We start from the raw sequence: 17,011 nt of genomic DNA, 5'->3' as shown, positions 1-17,011 counted from the left end.
TTGATATATACATCTTTGTAACATTGTTATTAAAGGAGCATACTATAATATAATAGTGTATTTGGGGGAGCATAAATGAAGGTTAACTCTACCATTATAGAATTAAATAAGAGTGAAACAGAACTTTTAAATGAACTATATACAAGAGCTGCTTTGAAAATATTAGCGCCAGAGCTTTCATTAAACGAAATAAATGAATTAATAGAGAAGCTTAGCGAAAAGTAACGCTAGTCTCTAAAGAGGAATATGGTTACAAGCGTAGAATAAATAGAAAAGGGAGAGCTTTAAAAGTAGTGATCAGTAGAATTTATTAATAAAAAACAAACAATACTGAATTTACTAAACAAAGTCTATTAAATAATGATATACTATTATAATATTAATACAACATGAAAATATGGAGATGAATTTATATGAAGTTATGCGATGTATGTAAAAAAAATATAGCAATGATATTAACATCAAAAATTGAAAGTGGAAAAACTGAAACTGTAGCTTTATGTATAGAATGTGCTAAAAAGAAAGGCGTTCCAGTTATGGATCAATTGATGCAACAAGCTGGGGTATCTTCAGAGGATATTGAAAATTTAAATCAGCAAATGGGTAATATTTTTAAAGATATGAATTTAAAAGACATGAATTTAGAGGACATGAATTTAGAGGATATGAATTTAGAGGATATGAATTTAGAAAATATGAATTTAGAAGATATGAGCAATGAGAATGGTGATGGGAAAAAACTTATCGGTAATATTTTTAATGGCTTATTTTCACATAAAGACGAAAATAAAGATTTTATAGAAGAGGAAATTGAAACTTCCTCAAAGGTTAAGGATGCACCTGAAGATAAATCAAAAAAGAACTGGTTTAAAAAGAAGAGAAAGCACTTAGACACATATGGAATAAACCTAACAAATAAAGCAAATCAAAAGGCTGTAGACAGGGTTGTTGGGAGGAATAAAGAAATTGATCGCGTGGTTCAGATTTTAAATAGACGAACTAAAAATAATCCCATATTAATTGGTGAAGCGGGCGTTGGTAAGACGGCTATTGCAGAGGGCTTAGCTGTGAGAATTGCAGAAAAACAAGTTCCAGAGAAATTATTTAATGCGGAAGTTTATCTGCTTGACCTTACTGCTGTTGTCGCAGGTACACAATTTAGAGGACAATTTGAAAGTCGGATGAAGTCTATTATTGAAGAAGCTAAGGAAAGTGGAAATATAATATTGGTTATTGACGAGGTGCACAATATTATGGGCGCTGGTGAAGTTCAAGGTGGGTCAATGAATGCAGCAAATATTCTAAAACCAGCACTATCTAAAGGCGAAATACAAGTTGTTGGAGTGACAACCCTTGAGGAATATAGAAAATATATTGAGAAAGATGCAGCACTTGAGAGAAGATTCCAACCAGTCTTAGTTGAAGAACCAAGCATAGCTGAGACAATAGAAATTTTAAAAGGAATACGAGGCTATTATGAAGAATATCACAAGGTTAAAATATCTGATGAAATAATTGAAGAAGTTGTAAGCTTATCTGAAAGATATATAACTGATAGATTTCTTCCAGATAAAGCTATAGATGTTATTGATGAAGCGGGTTCTAGAGCTAATTTAAAGAACCGTGGACTTGTGGAACTTGCAGGATTAAAAGAACAATTAGAAAAAGTACAAAGCTTAAAGGATGATGCAGAAGAAACTGGAAATTTTGAAAAAGCTGCAGAATATAGAATGGGTCTATGCAAAATAAAAGAAACTATTGTTGAAATTGAGAAAGAATGCAGTGAGGTGCAAATTACTGTAGAGGATATTGCTTTTGTTATTGAGTCATGGACTAAAATTCCAATTCAAAAGATTACAGAAAAAGAAGCGAAAAAACTATTGGACTTAGAAAACAGACTACATAAACGAGTTATAGGCCAAAATCAGGCTATTACAAGTTTATCTAGAGCCATTAGGCGGAACCGTTCGGGGTTTAGAAAAAGGAAAAGGCCGTCCTCTTTTATTTTTGTTGGACCAACTGGGGTTGGGAAAACAGAATTAGTTAAAGCATTGGCCTGTGAACTCTTTGGAAGCGAGGAAGCATTAATTCGTATAGATATGTCTGAATACATGGAAAAACACACGGTTTCAAAGTTGATTGGTGCACCACCAGGTTATGTAGGTTATGATCAAGCTGGTCAATTAACTGAAAAAGTCAGAAGAAAGCCTTACTGCGTTATTCTTTTAGACGAAATTGAGAAAGCTCATCCAGATGTATTTAACATGCTATTACAAATTCTTGAAGACGGAAGATTAACAGATAGCCAAGGCAGAACTGTTTTTTTTGACAACACTGTAATAATAATGACATCTAATGCAGGTACTAAATTTAAAGGGAGTAGTATTGGTTTTGTTCAAGACAATTATGATATTTTAGAAGCTCGTGTAAAGGATGCCTTAAAAGAAACCTTTAGACCAGAATTTTTAAATAGAGTAGATGAAACTATTGTATTTACTCCTCTAAACAAGGAAGAACTTCGCAAAATAGTAGATTTAATGATTATGGAAGTTGTGGATGAGGTACGCGAAAAGAAAATTACAGTCGACATAACAGAAGAGGTAAAGGACTTTGTATTAGAAAAAGGATACGATGAAAAGTATGGAGCAAGGCCACTTAGACGGACTATTCAAAAATATATTGAGGATGAGATTGCAGAGCAGTATCTCCAAAATGAATTTAGAGAAGGGTCAAAAATAGCCATAGAATTAAAAGAAGGTAAAATTGCCATTAGGCTTCAATAAATAAAAGCCCTGTAGGATAGCCTAATTATTTTAATGTATACAATCAAGTATAAAAGCTGCTGAAGATTATTCAGCAGCTTTTATATTTTATTGTTCAAGATCTTTTTCTAGTAAATCATAAGCTCTTTTTGAATTGTATAATTTGTATTCTTCTTCGGTATAAGTAATCAAATTGAAAAACATGTCACATAAAAAGATTGCGAAAAATATATCCATTATAACGTGTTGTTTAACGAATTGAGTGGATATAATAATTAGAATACCTACCACATTAACTGGAAGTTTAATCCGTTTTCTAGCATCTGTGAGATTGATTCCTTTCATAGCCAGGTATGCAGTAATTACATGTATGCTTGGAAAACAATTAAAGGGTTCATCAGACTTATAGGTAAATAAAATCATTTTGGAGAATAAATCATCCCCCGTGACAATAGGCCTTGCTACAGTGGTTTGAAAAAAGTAAAAGGTTATAAAAGCAATAACATAACATAGGACTAGTGTAAGCATAATCTTATAATAAACTTTTCTGTTTTTAAAGCACAAATAAACAAAACAAAAGGCTAAGAAAAACCATAAAGTCATATAAGGTATTATGAAGATTTTTATAAGTGGTAAAAATCTATCTAAATCAGTAGTTAGGTCATAAACTCCTCTTTGAGTATTATTTAGTGACCAATAAAACAAATTAGAAAAAGGGATAGAACCAATAAGCATTAGTGGTAATAAATTTTTAAAAAGTTTTTTCAAGTAATCAGTCCTCTCTTCAAAGACTATTTTAACGGAAAATCAAAATAGTTTCAATGATTTTCGCGAAAATTCTTTATGAATATTGTGTCATTAGTATAAAAATTAAACATTTGTATGACCGGAGAGTGAAATTTCTTAAGGAATCATCGCTGTTTGGTGTCTCGAGTATGTCCTTGCCATCTGGCAGAAACAGGAGACTGTATATTATGTTCGCAGCTAGCAGGTAAAAATTTCTGCGACTGTAGTAATTGGAATGGAGTATGCATATATCAAGACTATGCTTCAAACAACTACAAAGCTAAAGAAAGTAGGAAATATTATTATTGTAAAATAGTAGAGAAAAATAAATTTGAGGATAATATTATCGTATTCACATTAGAAGCAAGTGATAAATTGGTAAGTGAGTTGGTTCAGGCGGGAAGTTATGTATTTGTTAGACGTCCAGATACAGATACCAGGTTTGATACGCCAATATCAATAATGGATACTGATACGAGAAATAATACGATAACTATTGCTATAGAATTAAAAGGATCTAAAACCAAAGCATTAGATTTATTAAAGCAAGGGGAAGATATGCTTATAAAAGCACCATTTTGGAATGGCATCTTGGGACTGAAAAACATAAATACAATTGTGAATAGTAAATGCTTAATTGTAGCAAGAGGTATAGGGCAGGCACCTATGATACCGCCACTTAAGCATTTGCATGCTAATAATAATGAAATTACAGTTGTGCTAGACAATTCTCCCTATAAAAATAGCTTTGTGAGTGGGTATCTAGATAAATACGCTTCAAAAGTTATCTCGGTAAATACTATAGTCCGTGGCAGAATCACAGATGAATTTAATAATATATTGAAGGATTTACTCCATAATAATGAAATTAAATTAGTGCATTGTGATGCTGCAGATGTTTTAAATTACGAATTGATGAAGGCAGTAGAAAATATAGATAAAAATATTAAATATTCCTGTTGCAATAATGCAAAGATGTGCTGTGGAGAAGGCATTTGCGGCTGCTGCACAAGAAAAAATAATGACCGTAAACTAAGAAGGCTCTGCAAAATGCAGACAGAACCTAAATATGTATTAGAGGGGAGGAGAATATTTTGAAGGTTATCGTAATTGGTGGTGGTTGGTCTGGTTGTAGTGCGGCAATCACAGCAAAGAAAGCTGGAGCTAATGTTGTACTTTATGAAAAAACAGATATGCTTTTAGGACTTGGCAATGTAGGTGGTATAATGAGAAATAATGGGAGATACACTGCCTCAGAAGAAATGATAGCACTAGGAGCAGGAGATTTAATACATTTAACTGATGAAAATAGTAGACATAAAAATATTGATTTTCCAGGACATAAACATGCCTGGCTTTATGATGTAAACAAGATTGAGCCAACAGTTCTAAAATATTTAAAAGCTATGGATATAGAGATAAACATGGTAACAAGAGTAGTAGATATTGAAAAAGAAGACAATAGAATAAAGGGAATATACTTATCAGATGGTGAATATGTTCAGGCTGATGTATTTATAGAAACTACAGGCTCAACAGGGCCAATGGGTAACTGTTTAAAATATGGGAATGGATGTTCAATGTGTGTGCTTCGATGTCCAGCTTTTGGGCCAAGAGTAAGCATAAGCTATAGAGCAGGCATTGAAGACTTAAAGGGTGAAAGAGAAGAAGATGTATATGGAGCTATTAGTGGTTCTTGCAAACTAGCTAAGGATTCCTTAGCGGATGATGTTATAAAACAACTGGATGAAACAGGATTAGTTATTTTAAAGGTTCCAGAAGAGGATGTTAATTTAGAAAAACTTAAATTCAAGGTATGTCAGCAGTATGCTCTTAAAGAGTTTGCAGAAAATATAATTCTTTTAGATACAGGTCATGCAAAGCTTATGACTTCATATTACCCATTAGATAAATTAAGAAAAATTAAAGGGCTAGAGTATGCAAAATATATAGATCCATATGCAGGGGGGAAGGGGAACTCAATACGATACCTATCTGTAGCGCCAAGAACAAACAGTATGAAGGTTATAGGCCTAGATAACTTGTTTTGTGCAGGTGAGAAGGCTGGATTATTTGTAGGTCACACAGAGGCTATAATAACGGGTGCTTTAGCAGGGCACAATGCAATAAGAAACTATTTAGGTATGCCGCTACTTATATTACCAAGATCTCTGGCGGTTGGAGACATAATTGCCTATGCAAATGAAAAAATTAATTCTAAAGAAGGAAGAACAAATAGATATACCTTCGCAGGAGCAGAGTATTTTAATAGAATGCAGGAACTCGGACTTTATACTTTGGATATAGATAAAGTTGCAGGAAAAGTGGAAAAATTAAATCTAACCCATATATTTGATGAAAAACTTATATAGAGAAAGATTTGGAAAGGTCAGCTTAAAGTGGAGCGGGCCTTTCCATTTTTCGTAATAACAATATTCTTCGTAAAGTATAAGTCTTTTAATACGATATTACAAATATAGCTTTATATTTACATTAATATACCTGATTATAATCTAGGAGGAATAAGTATGACTTTAAATTCTATAAATTCTATAGGTACAATAATATCAAATTATAGTGTACCTAATAATCCACCTCAAGTTAAAACAGATGAAATGCATTCCATAGAGTTACTAAAAACCAATGACTATATTGATTTTAGTATAGATTATACTAATGATGAAGCTTCAACTATTTTAGGTAATATTAAAAAATCTTTTGATAGTACTGACTATATGTCTAGCAATGTATCAATTGTAGATTGTACTGACGAATATGGAAAAATACTAAAAAGCATAAAAACTAATTCTAAATTTGATGATAATACAAAACTTCAGTTAACGAAAGCCTTAGATAGTTCTTTTGACAATTTCACAGAAAAAAAAGTTAAGGAACTTGGTGGTAACATATCAAATTTCTTTAATAAGGCATACAACATAAAAGAAATATATGATAAGCAGGGCACTAATATGGGAATGAAAGGCGATAAGCTATTTAATGAAGAGGCTGCTGCAAAAAACGTTACAAATATGCTTTTAAGTGCAAAAATTTTTTATAAAAACAATTTAAATGGAACAGAAGATCAGTTTGAGAGATTTCTACAAGATAAATTCTCTAAGACTGAAAGTATTGAAATGTTAAGCTATAATGATTTTAAATCCTTGCAAAAAGCAATAGTTATTGTTAATGATCATAAAGAGATACCAGCTGATGTGTCATTTTCCGGACGCACTAAAAGACAATGGGAAGTAATGAATAATGCCCTAGAAAGTCTAAAGAAAGATGGAGCTTCTTCTATAATAACAAATGCATTTAACAAAGCTGTAGAGCAAAATAATAACTCAAATAAAAGGATGGAAACTTATGTTGAAATAAGAGTTTCCTATGAAAAACAACTTGAAAGCCTTTTAAAAGATAGATCAGAGAATGAACTGCGGTTAGAGGAGTTAAAAAAACAACGTGAAAAGATGATTGAAGATTATGTCAAGGAAATGGCAAAACTTCAACATGAAATGTATAAATTATATTTGTTAAATGCAGCAATGAATCAAAATATGGACAAATCTAATCCAGTAGAAAATTTAACAAAGCAACATAATAAACAACTTCAAAATTTGGATAAACATTATATTGAAGTTGAGAACAGGCTAAATGATATTAAGAAAACCTTCAAGGAAACAGCTGAAGGTTTTGATAGGTTTATGAAAGACCCAGCTTCATTTATTGATAATCAGTAAGTATTTATCAAATTATCCATTGATGTAGGACAGGGAGCAAGTAAAACTTGTCCGGATACACTTCCATATTTTACAATGGGGTCGCACCTGCAAACTAATAAATATCCTAAAGGCATATATAAGTAAAAGTTCTATGAGGTATATTATGGAACTATTAAATGATACTATTGAAATTTCCAATAAAAAAAGAGAGGAAACCATAAAGCAAACTTCATGTGAAAATAATATAATTAATAATTTTAGCCTCTCACCCCCACTATTTCAAGTGTGGGATGAAAGGCTATTTTTATGTAAAAAGCAATATTTGAGAACAACTCCGCAATTCATGGCGAGTAATAAAATTTATTCTATTGTAAAATAGGAATTACTTAGAGAAACTGCTTTTCTGTAACAAAGATCTGTAGGCAAGCAGATTTTCAATAATTATATTAAGAAAGGAAGTGAAAAACCTGATTTCCAAATTATAACTATGTTGTAATTTGAAAATCAGTAAATATTATGGAGAATACATGCAATGAGAAGAAGTTGAAAGTTGGAATAATAGGTTGTGGTGGCATTGCAAATAATAAACATATGCCAAGTTTAGCTAAAATATCACAGGTGGAAATGGTAGCATTTTGCGATATTTCAAAGGAGAAAGCTGAAGATGCTGCAATTAAATTTGGAACTGAAGGTGCAGTGGTTTATGAAGATTACAAGGAACTTTTGAAAGATAAAAATATTGATGTTATTCATGTATGTACACCTAATAGATCACATAGCACCATTACTGTGGACGCACTAGAGGCTGGCAAGCATGTAATGTGTGAAAAGCCAATGGCTAAAACCTCTGTGGAGGCAAGAAGAATGCTTGCGGCCTGCGAACGTACAGGCAAAAAGCTTACAATAGGTTATCAAAATCGCTTTAGAGGTGACTCAAGGTATCTTCATGAAATTTGTGAAGGTGGTAATTTGGGAGAAATATATTTTGCAAAAGCACATGCGATAAGAAGACGTGCAGTTCCTACCTGGGGGGTTTTTCTCAATGAATTTGAGCAAGGTGGAGGACCACTAATAGACATAGGGACGCATGCACTTGACTTAACCTTATGGATGTTAAATAATTATAAACCTAAATATGTAGTTGGAAATGTATATCATAAGCTTAGCGGTAAAGAAAATGCAGCTAATGCTTGGGGACCATGGGACCCCAAAAAATTCACTGTGGAGGATTCAGCCTTTGGATTTATTACAATGGAAAATGGAGCAACTATTATTTTAGAGTCAAGCTGGGCATTAAATAGCCTTGATGTAGGTGAAGCACAAACTACTCTTTGTGGAACAGAAGGCGGAGCAGATATGAAGGATGGACTTCGGATAAATGGAGAAGATTTAAGTAGATTGTATGAAACTAAAGTAGACTTTAATTCTGGTGGTGTTGCTTTTTATGAAGGAGAATCAGAGGACCCAGCAGATATGGAGGCAAGAGCGTGGATTGACTGTATATTGAATGATAGTGAGCCTGTAGTAAAACCAGAACAAGCCTTAGTAGTTACTGAAATACTTGAAGCAATATATGAGTCTTCTAAAACAGGAAAACCTGTCTATTTAAATAATTAATAGAATAAGGAAGGGTGGTATCATGAGCTTACCTATTGGACTTCAATTGTATAGTATTAAAGATGAAACAGAGAAGAATTTTAAAGCTGCCTTAAAAGAGGTTGCGAAAATAGGTTATAGTGGAGTGGAATTTGCAGGGTATGGTGGTTTGGAAAGTTCAGAAATTAAGTCATTATTAGATGAATTGGGACTTGTAGTTTGTGGGAGTCATGTTAGTTTACAAGAGCTTACTGAAAATATTCAGGGGGTAATTGATTATAATCTAGAGATTGGGAATAAATATATAATATGTCCCTATGCCACATATAGTAGCAGACAGGATTTTGAAGATATGGCACTTAAGCTAAATGATATTGGAAAAAGAATCAAAGCGAATGGTTTATTATTTGGATATCATAATCACAGTAATGAATTACAAAAATTTGATGGAGAATACGGATTAGATTCTTTATACAAAAAAACAGATAAGAATCTCGTAAAAGCGGAAATAGATACTTATTGGCTCCAGTATGCAGGACTCGATCCTGCAGACTATATAAAAAAGCATGCAGGTCGTTGTGATCTTATTCATATAAAAGATATGAAAGTAATAGGTGAAGAAAAACAGTCGACAGAGGTGGGTAATGGAATCATGGATTTTAAACCCATAATATATGAAGCAGAAAAACAAGGAGCAAAATGGCTTATAGTTGAGCAAGAACATTTCAACAGGCCGACTCTCGAAAGCGTAAAGATATGTTATGAAAACTTGAAAAAATTAGTTTAGAAAGGGTGTTATTATGTATATAGGATTTTTAACAGGATGTCTTGGTGGTATTCCACTTAAAGAAAAAGCAAAGTGGGCGAGCGAGCATGGGTTTAAGTCTTTAGAGCTTGCTTGTTGGCCAAGAACTAATAGTCGCGATTATTCAGGAAGTGAAATAGATGTAGCTAACTTTACAGCAGGTGAAGCGGAGGAAATCAAGGCATATTTTAATGCGTATGGACTTACTATATCTTCAATTGCTTATTATGATAATAATTTAGATAGAGACCTTACTACGAGGTCAAATATAAACAATCACTTCAAAAAATGTGTTGATGCTGCAGTACTTCTAGGGGTTACCTCAGTAGGAACTTTTGTAGGGAGAAATATAGATAAGTCCCTGGAGGAGAACTTTGAAGAGTTTGAGGTGGTTTTTGGAGATTTAGTGAAGTATGCAGAAGATAAAGGTATTAAAGTTATTATCGAAAACTGCCCAATGATTGGTTGGCAGATAGCGGGAATGCCAGGAACTATTTCGTATACTCCGGAGCTTTGGAGAGAGATGTTCAAAAGAGTTCCTAATAAAAACTTTGGGTTAAATTATGATCCTTCTCATATGCATGCACTACTCATGGATTATATTACTCCGGTGAAGGAATTTAAGGATAGAATATTCCATGTACATGCAAAGGATACAGAGGTATTTAAGGAAAATTTAAAGACATATGGCGTGTTTAATAAGCAACTAAATATAAGCCCCGAGGACTTTGGATATTGGAGGTATAGAATGCCCGGACTTGGACAGGTGGACTGGAGAGGTCTTTTAGTGGAGTTAACGGAAGTAGGCTATGCAGGAGTAGTTAGTATTGAACATGAAGATCCCCTTTATGAAGGTAGCGCAGAAAAGGTAAAGGAAGGATTGCAAATTGGAATAGATTATCTTCAAAAATTAATATAGAACTATTTAGGAGATGTAGAAATGAAGAAATTTAAAGTAGGGATTATTGGATGTGGTAACATATTTCCCATGCACGCTCAATCTATAAATGCACTAGAGAATGCAAAGGTAGTTTCAGTATGTGACATAAAGGAAGATAGGGCAAAAGCAAAAGCAGAGCAACATGATTGTGCCTACTATACAGACTACAAAGAGATGATTTTAAAAGAAGAGATAGATGTAGTTCATATATGTCTTCCACACTATCTTCATGCAGAGGTTGCTATATACGCTGCAAAACATGGAAAACATGTGCTTACTGAAAAGCCTATGTCGATAAAGCTCACAGATGCAGAAGATATGATTGTAGCTGCAAAGGATAATAAGGTTACTTTGGGAGTTATATTTCAAAATAGATATAATCCTGGTTCAAAGCTTATAAAAAACACCCTTGATTCCGGTGAACTTGGTAAAATACTATCAGGTAAGCTTGAGGTTACTTGGAACCGTTCGGATGAATATTACAGTCATAGTGATTGGAAAGGCACCTGGGAAAAGGAAGGTGGAGGAGTTATTATAGATCAAGCCATTCATACTATGGATCTAATGAATTGGTTTGTAAACAGTGATATAGATTATATAGATGCGAGCATTAGTAATAGGGCTCATGAAATAATACAGGTAGAGGACTGCGCTGAAGGAATTATAAAGTATAAGAATGGAGTAGTTACAGCTTTTCACGCTATTAATTATTATTCTTATGATGCTCCGGTAGAAATAGAACTTCACTGTGAAAACGGGATTGTAACTATGGTAGGGGATAGAGCTCATGTTGCGTTTAATGATGGCAGGGAATTAATCGCAGATAATAACCCGCATGAAACTTTCGACTATGGAAATGGAGCAAAGGGATATTGGGGAATAAGCCATTCAAAACAAATAAAGAACTATTACCATGCTTTAAGTTTAGGCATCCAGCCTGATATTAATGGGGAACAAGCAATAAAAACACAAAGAATTATATGTAGCATCTATGAATCTGGTAAAAAAAGAGTTAAAATAAAGCTGTAACAGGCAGAATAATAAATAGGCATACAAGGTTAATAATTTGTATGCCTATTTTAATATACAAGCGTTGTCTGAATTATTGAAACTTTCGGAGGATATTATGCAAGTTAGCTTAGAAAAAACAATATTGGAACAAGATTTTCCCTTTAGATTGTTTTTTAATGATGGTAATAACAGTACACCTCATCATTTTCATGAAGATATTGAAATCATATATCTTGTGGAAGGAAATCTTAAGGTAGTAGTAAATAAGAATACCTATAACTTGATAGTTGGGGACATACTTATTATAGGATCAGGAGAAATTCATTGTTTTTTCAAGCAGAAGGAATTTAGCAAAAGAGCAGTGATACAATTTAGAATGTCAATATACGATAACTTTCTTTCGGGAACAAATGATAATAGAACTATTAAACCAATGTTTATTCACTCGAGTCTACTGACTTATGGAAGTGAAGTACACGCTTTAATGGAAAAACAGATACAGGAGGTTATTGAGGAGTACAGTAAAACCAAGGAAGGATATAAACTTATTTTAAAAGCAAGACTCTATGATTTGGCAGTTATACTACTTAGGTATATGCCTAAAACAGTTTATTCATCAGAGGATGAGAGCAGACAAATGGAGAAGCTTAAGAAGCTTGACAAGGTATTTGCACATGTAGAGAAAAATTACCAAAATCATATAGGGTTAGATGAGATTTCAAAGGTTGCAGGATTTAGCAAATACCATTTCACTAGGTTTTTCAAAGAAAATACTGGCATGACATTCTTAGAGTATTTAAACAATTTTAAAATAACAAAAGCAGAGTGGTATCTTATGTATGATACAAATTCTATTACAGAAGTCGCATATAAATCTGGATTTAATAGTGTCAAAACTTTTAATAGAGTCTTTAAAAATTTAAAGGGCTCGGCGCCTATGGAGTACAAAAAAAATATAAAATAGCGTTGATATGTTAATATCAACGCTATTTTATGAAAATTAGTACCTTAATTTATGTTAATTCTAAACAAACCAAGATAATATATGTTTGTACTGAAAATCTTCACCATAGGTTAGTTTATTAAGTTTTACTATTGAGTCTTTTACCTTAGTTAAGTAAGGGGAATAATACTGATCAGTTTTATTTAAAGTGTTTTCACAAATTTTTGGCTCATTAAAAACTAAATATTTTCTGCATATAAAAGGTCTTACTGAATAAATACTGCAATTGTTATTTTTATCTAAAAAAGCACAAGGAATATTAGCAGTGGCGTATAATTTATAGTTTTCATTTAAAAATCTACCGTTAATATGTACAAGTTGTGATAGAATATCTTTGTTTTGCTTGATTTTATCATTAAACTCAGCCAGTTTATCAGTAGAATAATGCTCACTCATATAAACTTTTATTAATTCATTTTCAAGTTTACTCGATAGTATTGGTAAGAAGCAGCAATGGGTACAGCCCTGCTTGCAAGAAGTTACTTTCTCTATTGGTTTTAGCGTATTATTAAGTTTTTCGTAAAGGCGCCTGAGTTTACGCGTTGCCTCCTCCTGAGATAATCCTGAATTTATTGAATCAATTCTAGATTCAATAAAACTATTTAAATTTTGGACGGCTACAATAATTTCAGTTTGATCGTAAACAATTTGCTTCCCAGTTTCAGGTAACACTATTACTTCATAAAGGTGATTTTTTTTCATACAACAGTCAGAAAACTCTTTGCCACTTCCACATATGCATAATTGATTTTTGGGTATTACAGCTACGCCAGCATTGATTTGCATTTTAATCTTTCCCCCTTGTGATAGGTACAGTCAAATAAAATCCTGTGTATAATTTGTACTTACTCATTATATTATTTATATTATATTACAATAAATATGTTGAATGTACAAGCAAAAGTAAATTTATCACAATATCTCCTTTTGAAGTGTAAGAGTATTTTTGTTTTTTTCACTAATTAATAAAGTTAGAAGTATATTATGCAAGGGAATACAAACAATACATTTATGTGGAAAAGATTTATTATATATGGACTTTTAGGCCTCTGCGCAGAGGTTTTGTGGAATGGTTTTGGCGCAATGCTTATGGGTGATGTTTTACTTAGAGGTACTACCTGTATTTGGATGTTCCCTATATATGGGCTTGCTGTATTTCTTGAACCGGTGCATTATAGGATAAAACATCTTCCGCTTATAGCTCGGGGAGGTATATATATGTTTCTTATATTTGCAGTAGAATTAGTTTGCGGACTACTGCTTAGGTCGGTTTTAGGTATGTGCCCTTGGAACTATGTAAATAAAACATTATCAATAAGCGGAATTATTACATTGGAATATGCACCAGTATGGTTTGTGCTTGGAATTTTCTTTGAAAAAACCCAGGATGTTATAATACGCATTGAAAACAGTATCAATTATAAGGCTAAATAAGCAAAATTTTTAGGAATGTAAAAAAATATGCAGTGGGGTTAATGTATTTATTACATTAACCCCACTGTATATTCTTTTATTTGCTATTATAGCCAGGAGTTAAGCTCAGGAGTAGAGAAGTAATGTTTTCCTTTAAAAGTTCTGCATTTTGAAGAGTAAGCCCTGTGGAGCAAAGAATTTTATTTGGTATTTCCATAGCCGTTTTTTTTAATTCAATACCCTTGTCAGTTAAGTTAACATATACTTTTCGTTCATCTACAGTATCTCGCGTTCTTGTTACTAGCTCCATACACTCTAATTTTTTAAGTAGTGGAGTCAATGTACCAGAATCAAGATGTAATTTCCTTCCCATGTCTTTTACTGTTATATTATCTTTTTCCCACAATACTAAAAGAGAAATATATTGAGTATAAGTTATACCGAGTTTATCTAAAACTGGCTTATACAATTTTGTTATTTCACGGGAACAAGCATATAGAGCAAAGCATAATTGGTTATCTAATTTAAGAGCTTCATATTTCACTTATATCACTTCCTTTATGGTTTTTCATTTCAGACATACAAAATAAAAAAAGTATGAACATAAAACATATATTATAACCTGAAAAATATGTTTTGTGTCCACACTATTAAAATTAGCACAATGGGTTAACTTTAATGTAGTTTTATAGTAGGTTTTTAATGATATCTTCAATATCCATTGGCTCTATAGGTGATTCAAATCTGTCTATAACGTTTCCTTGTCTATTTACTAAAAATTTAGTGAAATTCCATTTAATTGAATCACCTAACAAATAGTCAGGAAACTTTTCTTGCAAAAACGAATGTAACATTTTACCACTTGGGTTGCTTACATCAAAGCCTTTAAAGGCTGATTGGTCAGTTAAATATTTAAATAGTGGGTCTGCGTCTTTACCTCTAACTTCAACTTTTTCAGAAAGTGGAAAAGTCACTCCAAAATTAAGCTCACAAAAGCTTTTTACCTCATCATTATTTGCAGGTTCTTGGTCTGCAAACTGATTAGATGGGAAACCAAGTATTTCAAAACCTTTAGAATTATACTTCTCATATAGTTTTTGTAAATCTTTATATTGAGGTGTAAAGCCACATTTACTTGCAGTATTCACAATTAATACTACCTTGCCTTTGAATTCCTCTAATGATTTGTCCTCTCCATCGATAGTTTTAAATTTAAAGTCATAAATATTCATGATTTAATATTCCTCCTCTATATAAATTTTTTCTTATATAACAATATGTTAATTTAGTTCAATTAAAATATATAAAACTAAATTGCATGCAATTGATTTATAATTTAAATATAGCATCTTAATAATAAATTGTCAAGAACTTATTTTTGATTTATATAAAAGTAATAAGACATAATTGTTGTATTATTTTTCTAAATATGATAAACTACAAAAAAAGATATTTATTATTAGTGAATAACCAATATAAGTTAGAAATCAAATTTGTAATAGTATATTGAGGAGGAGATAATAGTGAAGAATCAAGAACTGATGATTATAAAACAAGCAATTATTAACGAAATTGAAGGTTATGAATTTTATAATATGGCTTCTAGTAATTCTAATTCCACAGAGGTTAAAAATGCTTTTTTAGAACTTGCAGAGGAAGAAATGCGACATGTAGTTTGGCTAAAGGACTTATTTAATAAGGTTAAAGATGATAATATTTTAGACTTTCAATTGGCACTAATCCCAGAACCAACTTCTCCGGCAATTTTCAAATGGGAGAATATTGATAGAAAGGATGCTGGTATTGCAGTATCAGCATTTGGCATTGGTATACAGATGGAAAAAGCATCAATAGAGTACTATGAAAAGGCTGCTAAAGAGACGGAAATTAAAGAAGCAAAGGAACTATTTAATATCTTAGTTAAATGGGAAAAAATCCATCTAGACAAATTTGCATCTCAGTATGAGGAGCTAAAAGAAGAATGGTGGTCAAAGCAAGGTTATGCACCTTTCTAAATAAGTCTTATATGAATATTAACTAATTACAACTATGTGTTCTAGTTATGAAAATAAGGTATCTATAATTATTAATTATAGATACCTTATTTTTTTTATAGCAAAAATCCACTAAAAGTAAAGGTATATCATCTTATAAGCATAGTATAGTAATAATACAGCTAGAATACCTACTATAACCCAAAGGGTCATCAGTTTGTAATCCTTTTTTTTTGGGTTTGTAGTGATAACATCAACAATGTTATTAATGGGTTCATTGATTTTTGCAGGTATTATTTCTTTTAAATCATTGTCCATTTAATACACCTCATATATTACTTACTTATATATATTATCTAGAAGTAAATTAATATTCCAAATATAAAGAAATATTTCGACAATAATGATAAAACCACCAATCTATTAATAGAGTGGTGGCTTTTTTATGGGGGGGATAGAAACAAACAAATAAATAAGTAAGTAATTATTAATATGAAAAATTTTATAACTAAAGTTACTTTAATATATATTATGGAAATAATATAAAAAGGTTACTGCATTTTACAGTATTTACAAAATAAATTAATACTTTATTATGGACTTATATAAAAACAAATTATAAGTAGAGTTGCTAGGTATAATAATTATTACAAAGAGAGAAAATAAAAAAGAACACAATTTAATTTGAGAGGAGTTTTAACTATGCCTGACCATCAACATATTGGAGGTAGCAAAAATAGTAATATTAATGTTAAACGTGATGATATTAGTAAACCTAAGAAGAGTAAAGGAGATAAAAAATCACCACCACTTTATGAGAATTTCAAAGGAGAAACCCTTGAGTAGATATTAAAGTACGCGCTTAATATCTTAGGTTTAAACAATGCATTAAAAGGAAGTGAAATGATATGCAAAAGGGCAAAAAAAACCAGTTAAATAGTCAAGAAGTTAATATTGGGACTAAAAGAACAGATTCTAGTGA

The 17,011-nt window shown here is 31.9% G+C and carries 18 protein-coding genes; 13 read left to right on the top strand and 5 right to left on the bottom strand.

From position 1 onward, the window contains the following. Positions 1 to 75 precede the first annotated feature (75 nt). Positions 76 to 225 carry a hypothetical protein gene (locus KPL50_RS01270; RefSeq protein ID WP_216296612.1) on the top strand — a complete coding sequence of 50 codons (150 nt, stop codon included), beginning with the start codon at positions 76 to 78 and terminating at the stop codon, positions 223 to 225. Positions 226 to 413: 188 nt separating this feature from the next. Next, on the top strand, positions 414 to 2,783 hold the full coding sequence (locus tag KPL50_RS01265) for an ATP-dependent Clp protease ATP-binding subunit (protein ID WP_216296611.1): 2,370 nt from the start codon (positions 414 to 416) through the stop codon (positions 2,781 to 2,783). An 87-nt stretch (positions 2,784 to 2,870) separates the two neighbouring features. On the opposite strand, the gene KPL50_RS01260 is transcribed toward KPL50_RS01265, so the two are convergent. Next, positions 2,871 to 3,530: a phosphatase PAP2 family protein gene (locus tag KPL50_RS01260; RefSeq protein ID WP_253200398.1), complete on the bottom strand. Its 660-nt coding sequence runs from the start codon at positions 3,528 to 3,530 to the stop codon at positions 2,871 to 2,873. Positions 3,531 to 3,686: 156 nt separating this feature from the next. Between KPL50_RS01260 and KPL50_RS01255 the strand changes: the two genes are divergently transcribed. The 8 genes from KPL50_RS01255 to KPL50_RS01220 all read left to right on the top strand — a co-directional run bounded on the left by KPL50_RS01255 (position 3,687) and on the right by KPL50_RS01220 (position 12,583). Next, a complete protein-coding gene (locus tag KPL50_RS01255) occupies positions 3,687 to 4,646 on the top strand; it encodes a sulfide/dihydroorotate dehydrogenase-like FAD/NAD-binding protein (RefSeq protein ID WP_309245136.1) in 960 nt (319 codons plus the stop codon). Next, a complete protein-coding gene (locus KPL50_RS01250; RefSeq protein WP_216296609.1) occupies positions 4,643 to 5,920 on the top strand; it encodes an FAD-dependent oxidoreductase in 1,278 nt (425 codons plus the stop codon). Before KPL50_RS01255 ends, KPL50_RS01250 begins: the two co-directional genes overlap by 4 nt. Positions 5,921 to 6,076: 156 nt before the next feature. Continuing rightward, positions 6,077 to 7,285 (top strand): hypothetical protein, encoded by a 1,209-nt coding sequence (locus tag KPL50_RS01245; protein ID WP_216296608.1) that lies wholly within the window; start codon positions 6,077 to 6,079, stop codon positions 7,283 to 7,285. 498 nt (positions 7,286 to 7,783) lie between these two features. After that, positions 7,784 to 8,884, top strand: a complete 1,101-nt coding sequence (locus KPL50_RS01240) for a Gfo/Idh/MocA family protein (protein WP_216296607.1) — start codon at positions 7,784 to 7,786, stop codon at positions 8,882 to 8,884. 22 nt (positions 8,885 to 8,906) lie between these two features. Continuing rightward, positions 8,907 to 9,650 carry a sugar phosphate isomerase/epimerase gene (locus KPL50_RS01235; protein ID WP_216296606.1) on the top strand — a complete coding sequence of 248 codons (744 nt, stop codon included), beginning with the start codon at positions 8,907 to 8,909 and terminating at the stop codon, positions 9,648 to 9,650. Between the two features lie 13 nt (positions 9,651 to 9,663). After that, positions 9,664 to 10,587: a sugar phosphate isomerase/epimerase gene (locus tag KPL50_RS01230; protein ID WP_216296605.1), complete on the top strand. Its 924-nt coding sequence runs from the start codon at positions 9,664 to 9,666 to the stop codon at positions 10,585 to 10,587. Between the two features lie 21 nt (positions 10,588 to 10,608). Beyond that, positions 10,609 to 11,637, top strand: a complete 1,029-nt coding sequence (locus KPL50_RS01225; RefSeq protein ID WP_216296604.1) for a Gfo/Idh/MocA family protein — start codon at positions 10,609 to 10,611, stop codon at positions 11,635 to 11,637. 97 nt (positions 11,638 to 11,734) lie between these two features. After that, complete coding sequence (locus tag KPL50_RS01220; protein ID WP_216296603.1) at positions 11,735 to 12,583, top strand: AraC family transcriptional regulator; 849 nt, start codon at positions 11,735 to 11,737, stop codon at positions 12,581 to 12,583. 60 nt (positions 12,584 to 12,643) lie between these two features. Here KPL50_RS01220 and KPL50_RS01215 read toward each other — a convergent pair whose 3' ends face one another. Beyond that, positions 12,644 to 13,408, bottom strand: a complete 765-nt coding sequence (locus KPL50_RS01215) for a YkgJ family cysteine cluster protein (protein WP_216296602.1) — start codon at positions 13,406 to 13,408, stop codon at positions 12,644 to 12,646. A 225-nt stretch (positions 13,409 to 13,633) separates the two neighbouring features. Here KPL50_RS01215 and KPL50_RS01210 point away from each other — a divergent pair, with 225 nt between their 5' ends. Further along, on the top strand, positions 13,634 to 14,056 hold the full coding sequence (locus KPL50_RS01210; protein ID WP_216296601.1) for a putative ABC transporter permease: 423 nt from the start codon (positions 13,634 to 13,636) through the stop codon (positions 14,054 to 14,056). Positions 14,057 to 14,132: 76 nt separating this feature from the next. Here KPL50_RS01210 and KPL50_RS01205 read toward each other — a convergent pair whose 3' ends face one another. Next, on the bottom strand, positions 14,133 to 14,579 hold the full coding sequence (locus KPL50_RS01205) for a MarR family winged helix-turn-helix transcriptional regulator (RefSeq protein ID WP_216296600.1): 447 nt from the start codon (positions 14,577 to 14,579) through the stop codon (positions 14,133 to 14,135). A gap of 142 nt (positions 14,580 to 14,721) precedes the next feature. Then, the gene (locus KPL50_RS01200) at positions 14,722 to 15,267 is read right to left on the bottom strand and encodes a glutathione peroxidase (protein WP_216296599.1); all 546 of its coding nucleotides are present in this window, start codon (positions 15,265 to 15,267) and stop codon (positions 14,722 to 14,724) included. A gap of 291 nt (positions 15,268 to 15,558) precedes the next feature. On the opposite strand from KPL50_RS01200, the gene KPL50_RS01195 reads away from it, so the two are divergent. Beyond that, positions 15,559 to 16,050 (top strand): ferritin family protein, encoded by a 492-nt coding sequence (locus tag KPL50_RS01195; protein WP_216296598.1) that lies wholly within the window; start codon positions 15,559 to 15,561, stop codon positions 16,048 to 16,050. Positions 16,051 to 16,161: 111 nt separating this feature from the next. Here KPL50_RS01195 and KPL50_RS01190 read toward each other — a convergent pair whose 3' ends face one another. Beyond that, complete coding sequence (locus KPL50_RS01190; protein ID WP_216296597.1) at positions 16,162 to 16,347, bottom strand: hypothetical protein; 186 nt, start codon at positions 16,345 to 16,347, stop codon at positions 16,162 to 16,164. Positions 16,348 to 16,731: 384 nt separating this feature from the next. Between KPL50_RS01190 and KPL50_RS01185 the strand changes: the two genes are divergently transcribed. Then, entirely contained in the window at positions 16,732 to 16,875 is a 144-nt protein-coding gene (locus KPL50_RS01185; protein WP_216296596.1) for a hypothetical protein, read from the top strand. Positions 16,876 to 17,011: the final 136 nt, after the last annotated feature.

The sequence above is a fragment of the Clostridium sp. CF012 genome (assembly GCF_018861755.1).
GTDB lineage: Bacteria > Bacillota > Clostridia > Clostridiales > Clostridiaceae > Clostridium_AD.
The sequence above is the reverse complement of the archived record's forward strand: the minus strand, read 5'-3'. Positions and strand labels throughout refer to the sequence as shown.

Excerpts from the sequence above, each read along its gene's own strand:
- KPL50_RS01270 (WP_216296612.1), top strand. The coding sequence starts at position 76 with ATGAAGGTTAACTCTACCATTATAGAATTAAATAAGAGTGAAACAGAA.
- KPL50_RS01265 (WP_216296611.1), top strand. The coding sequence starts at position 414 with ATGAAGTTATGCGATGTATGTAAAAAAAATATAGCAATGATATTAACA.
- KPL50_RS01245 (WP_216296608.1), top strand. The coding sequence starts at position 6,077 with ATGACTTTAAATTCTATAAATTCTATAGGTACAATAATATCAAATTAT.
- KPL50_RS01240 (WP_216296607.1), top strand. The coding sequence starts at position 7,784 with ATGGAGAATACATGCAATGAGAAGAAGTTGAAAGTTGGAATAATAGGT.
- KPL50_RS01235 (WP_216296606.1), top strand. The coding sequence starts at position 8,907 with ATGAGCTTACCTATTGGACTTCAATTGTATAGTATTAAAGATGAAACA.
- KPL50_RS01230 (WP_216296605.1), top strand. The coding sequence starts at position 9,664 with ATGTATATAGGATTTTTAACAGGATGTCTTGGTGGTATTCCACTTAAA.
- KPL50_RS01225 (WP_216296604.1), top strand. The coding sequence starts at position 10,609 with ATGAAGAAATTTAAAGTAGGGATTATTGGATGTGGTAACATATTTCCC.
- KPL50_RS01220 (WP_216296603.1), top strand. The coding sequence starts at position 11,735 with ATGCAAGTTAGCTTAGAAAAAACAATATTGGAACAAGATTTTCCCTTT.
- KPL50_RS01215 (WP_216296602.1), bottom strand. The coding sequence starts at position 13,408 with ATGCAAATCAATGCTGGCGTAGCTGTAATACCCAAAAATCAATTATGC.
- KPL50_RS01210 (WP_216296601.1), top strand. The coding sequence starts at position 13,634 with ATGTGGAAAAGATTTATTATATATGGACTTTTAGGCCTCTGCGCAGAG.
- KPL50_RS01200 (WP_216296599.1), bottom strand. The coding sequence starts at position 15,267 with ATGAATATTTATGACTTTAAATTTAAAACTATCGATGGAGAGGACAAA.
- KPL50_RS01190 (WP_216296597.1), bottom strand. The coding sequence starts at position 16,347 with ATGGACAATGATTTAAAAGAAATAATACCTGCAAAAATCAATGAACCC.
- KPL50_RS01185 (WP_216296596.1), top strand. The coding sequence starts at position 16,732 with ATGCCTGACCATCAACATATTGGAGGTAGCAAAAATAGTAATATTAAT.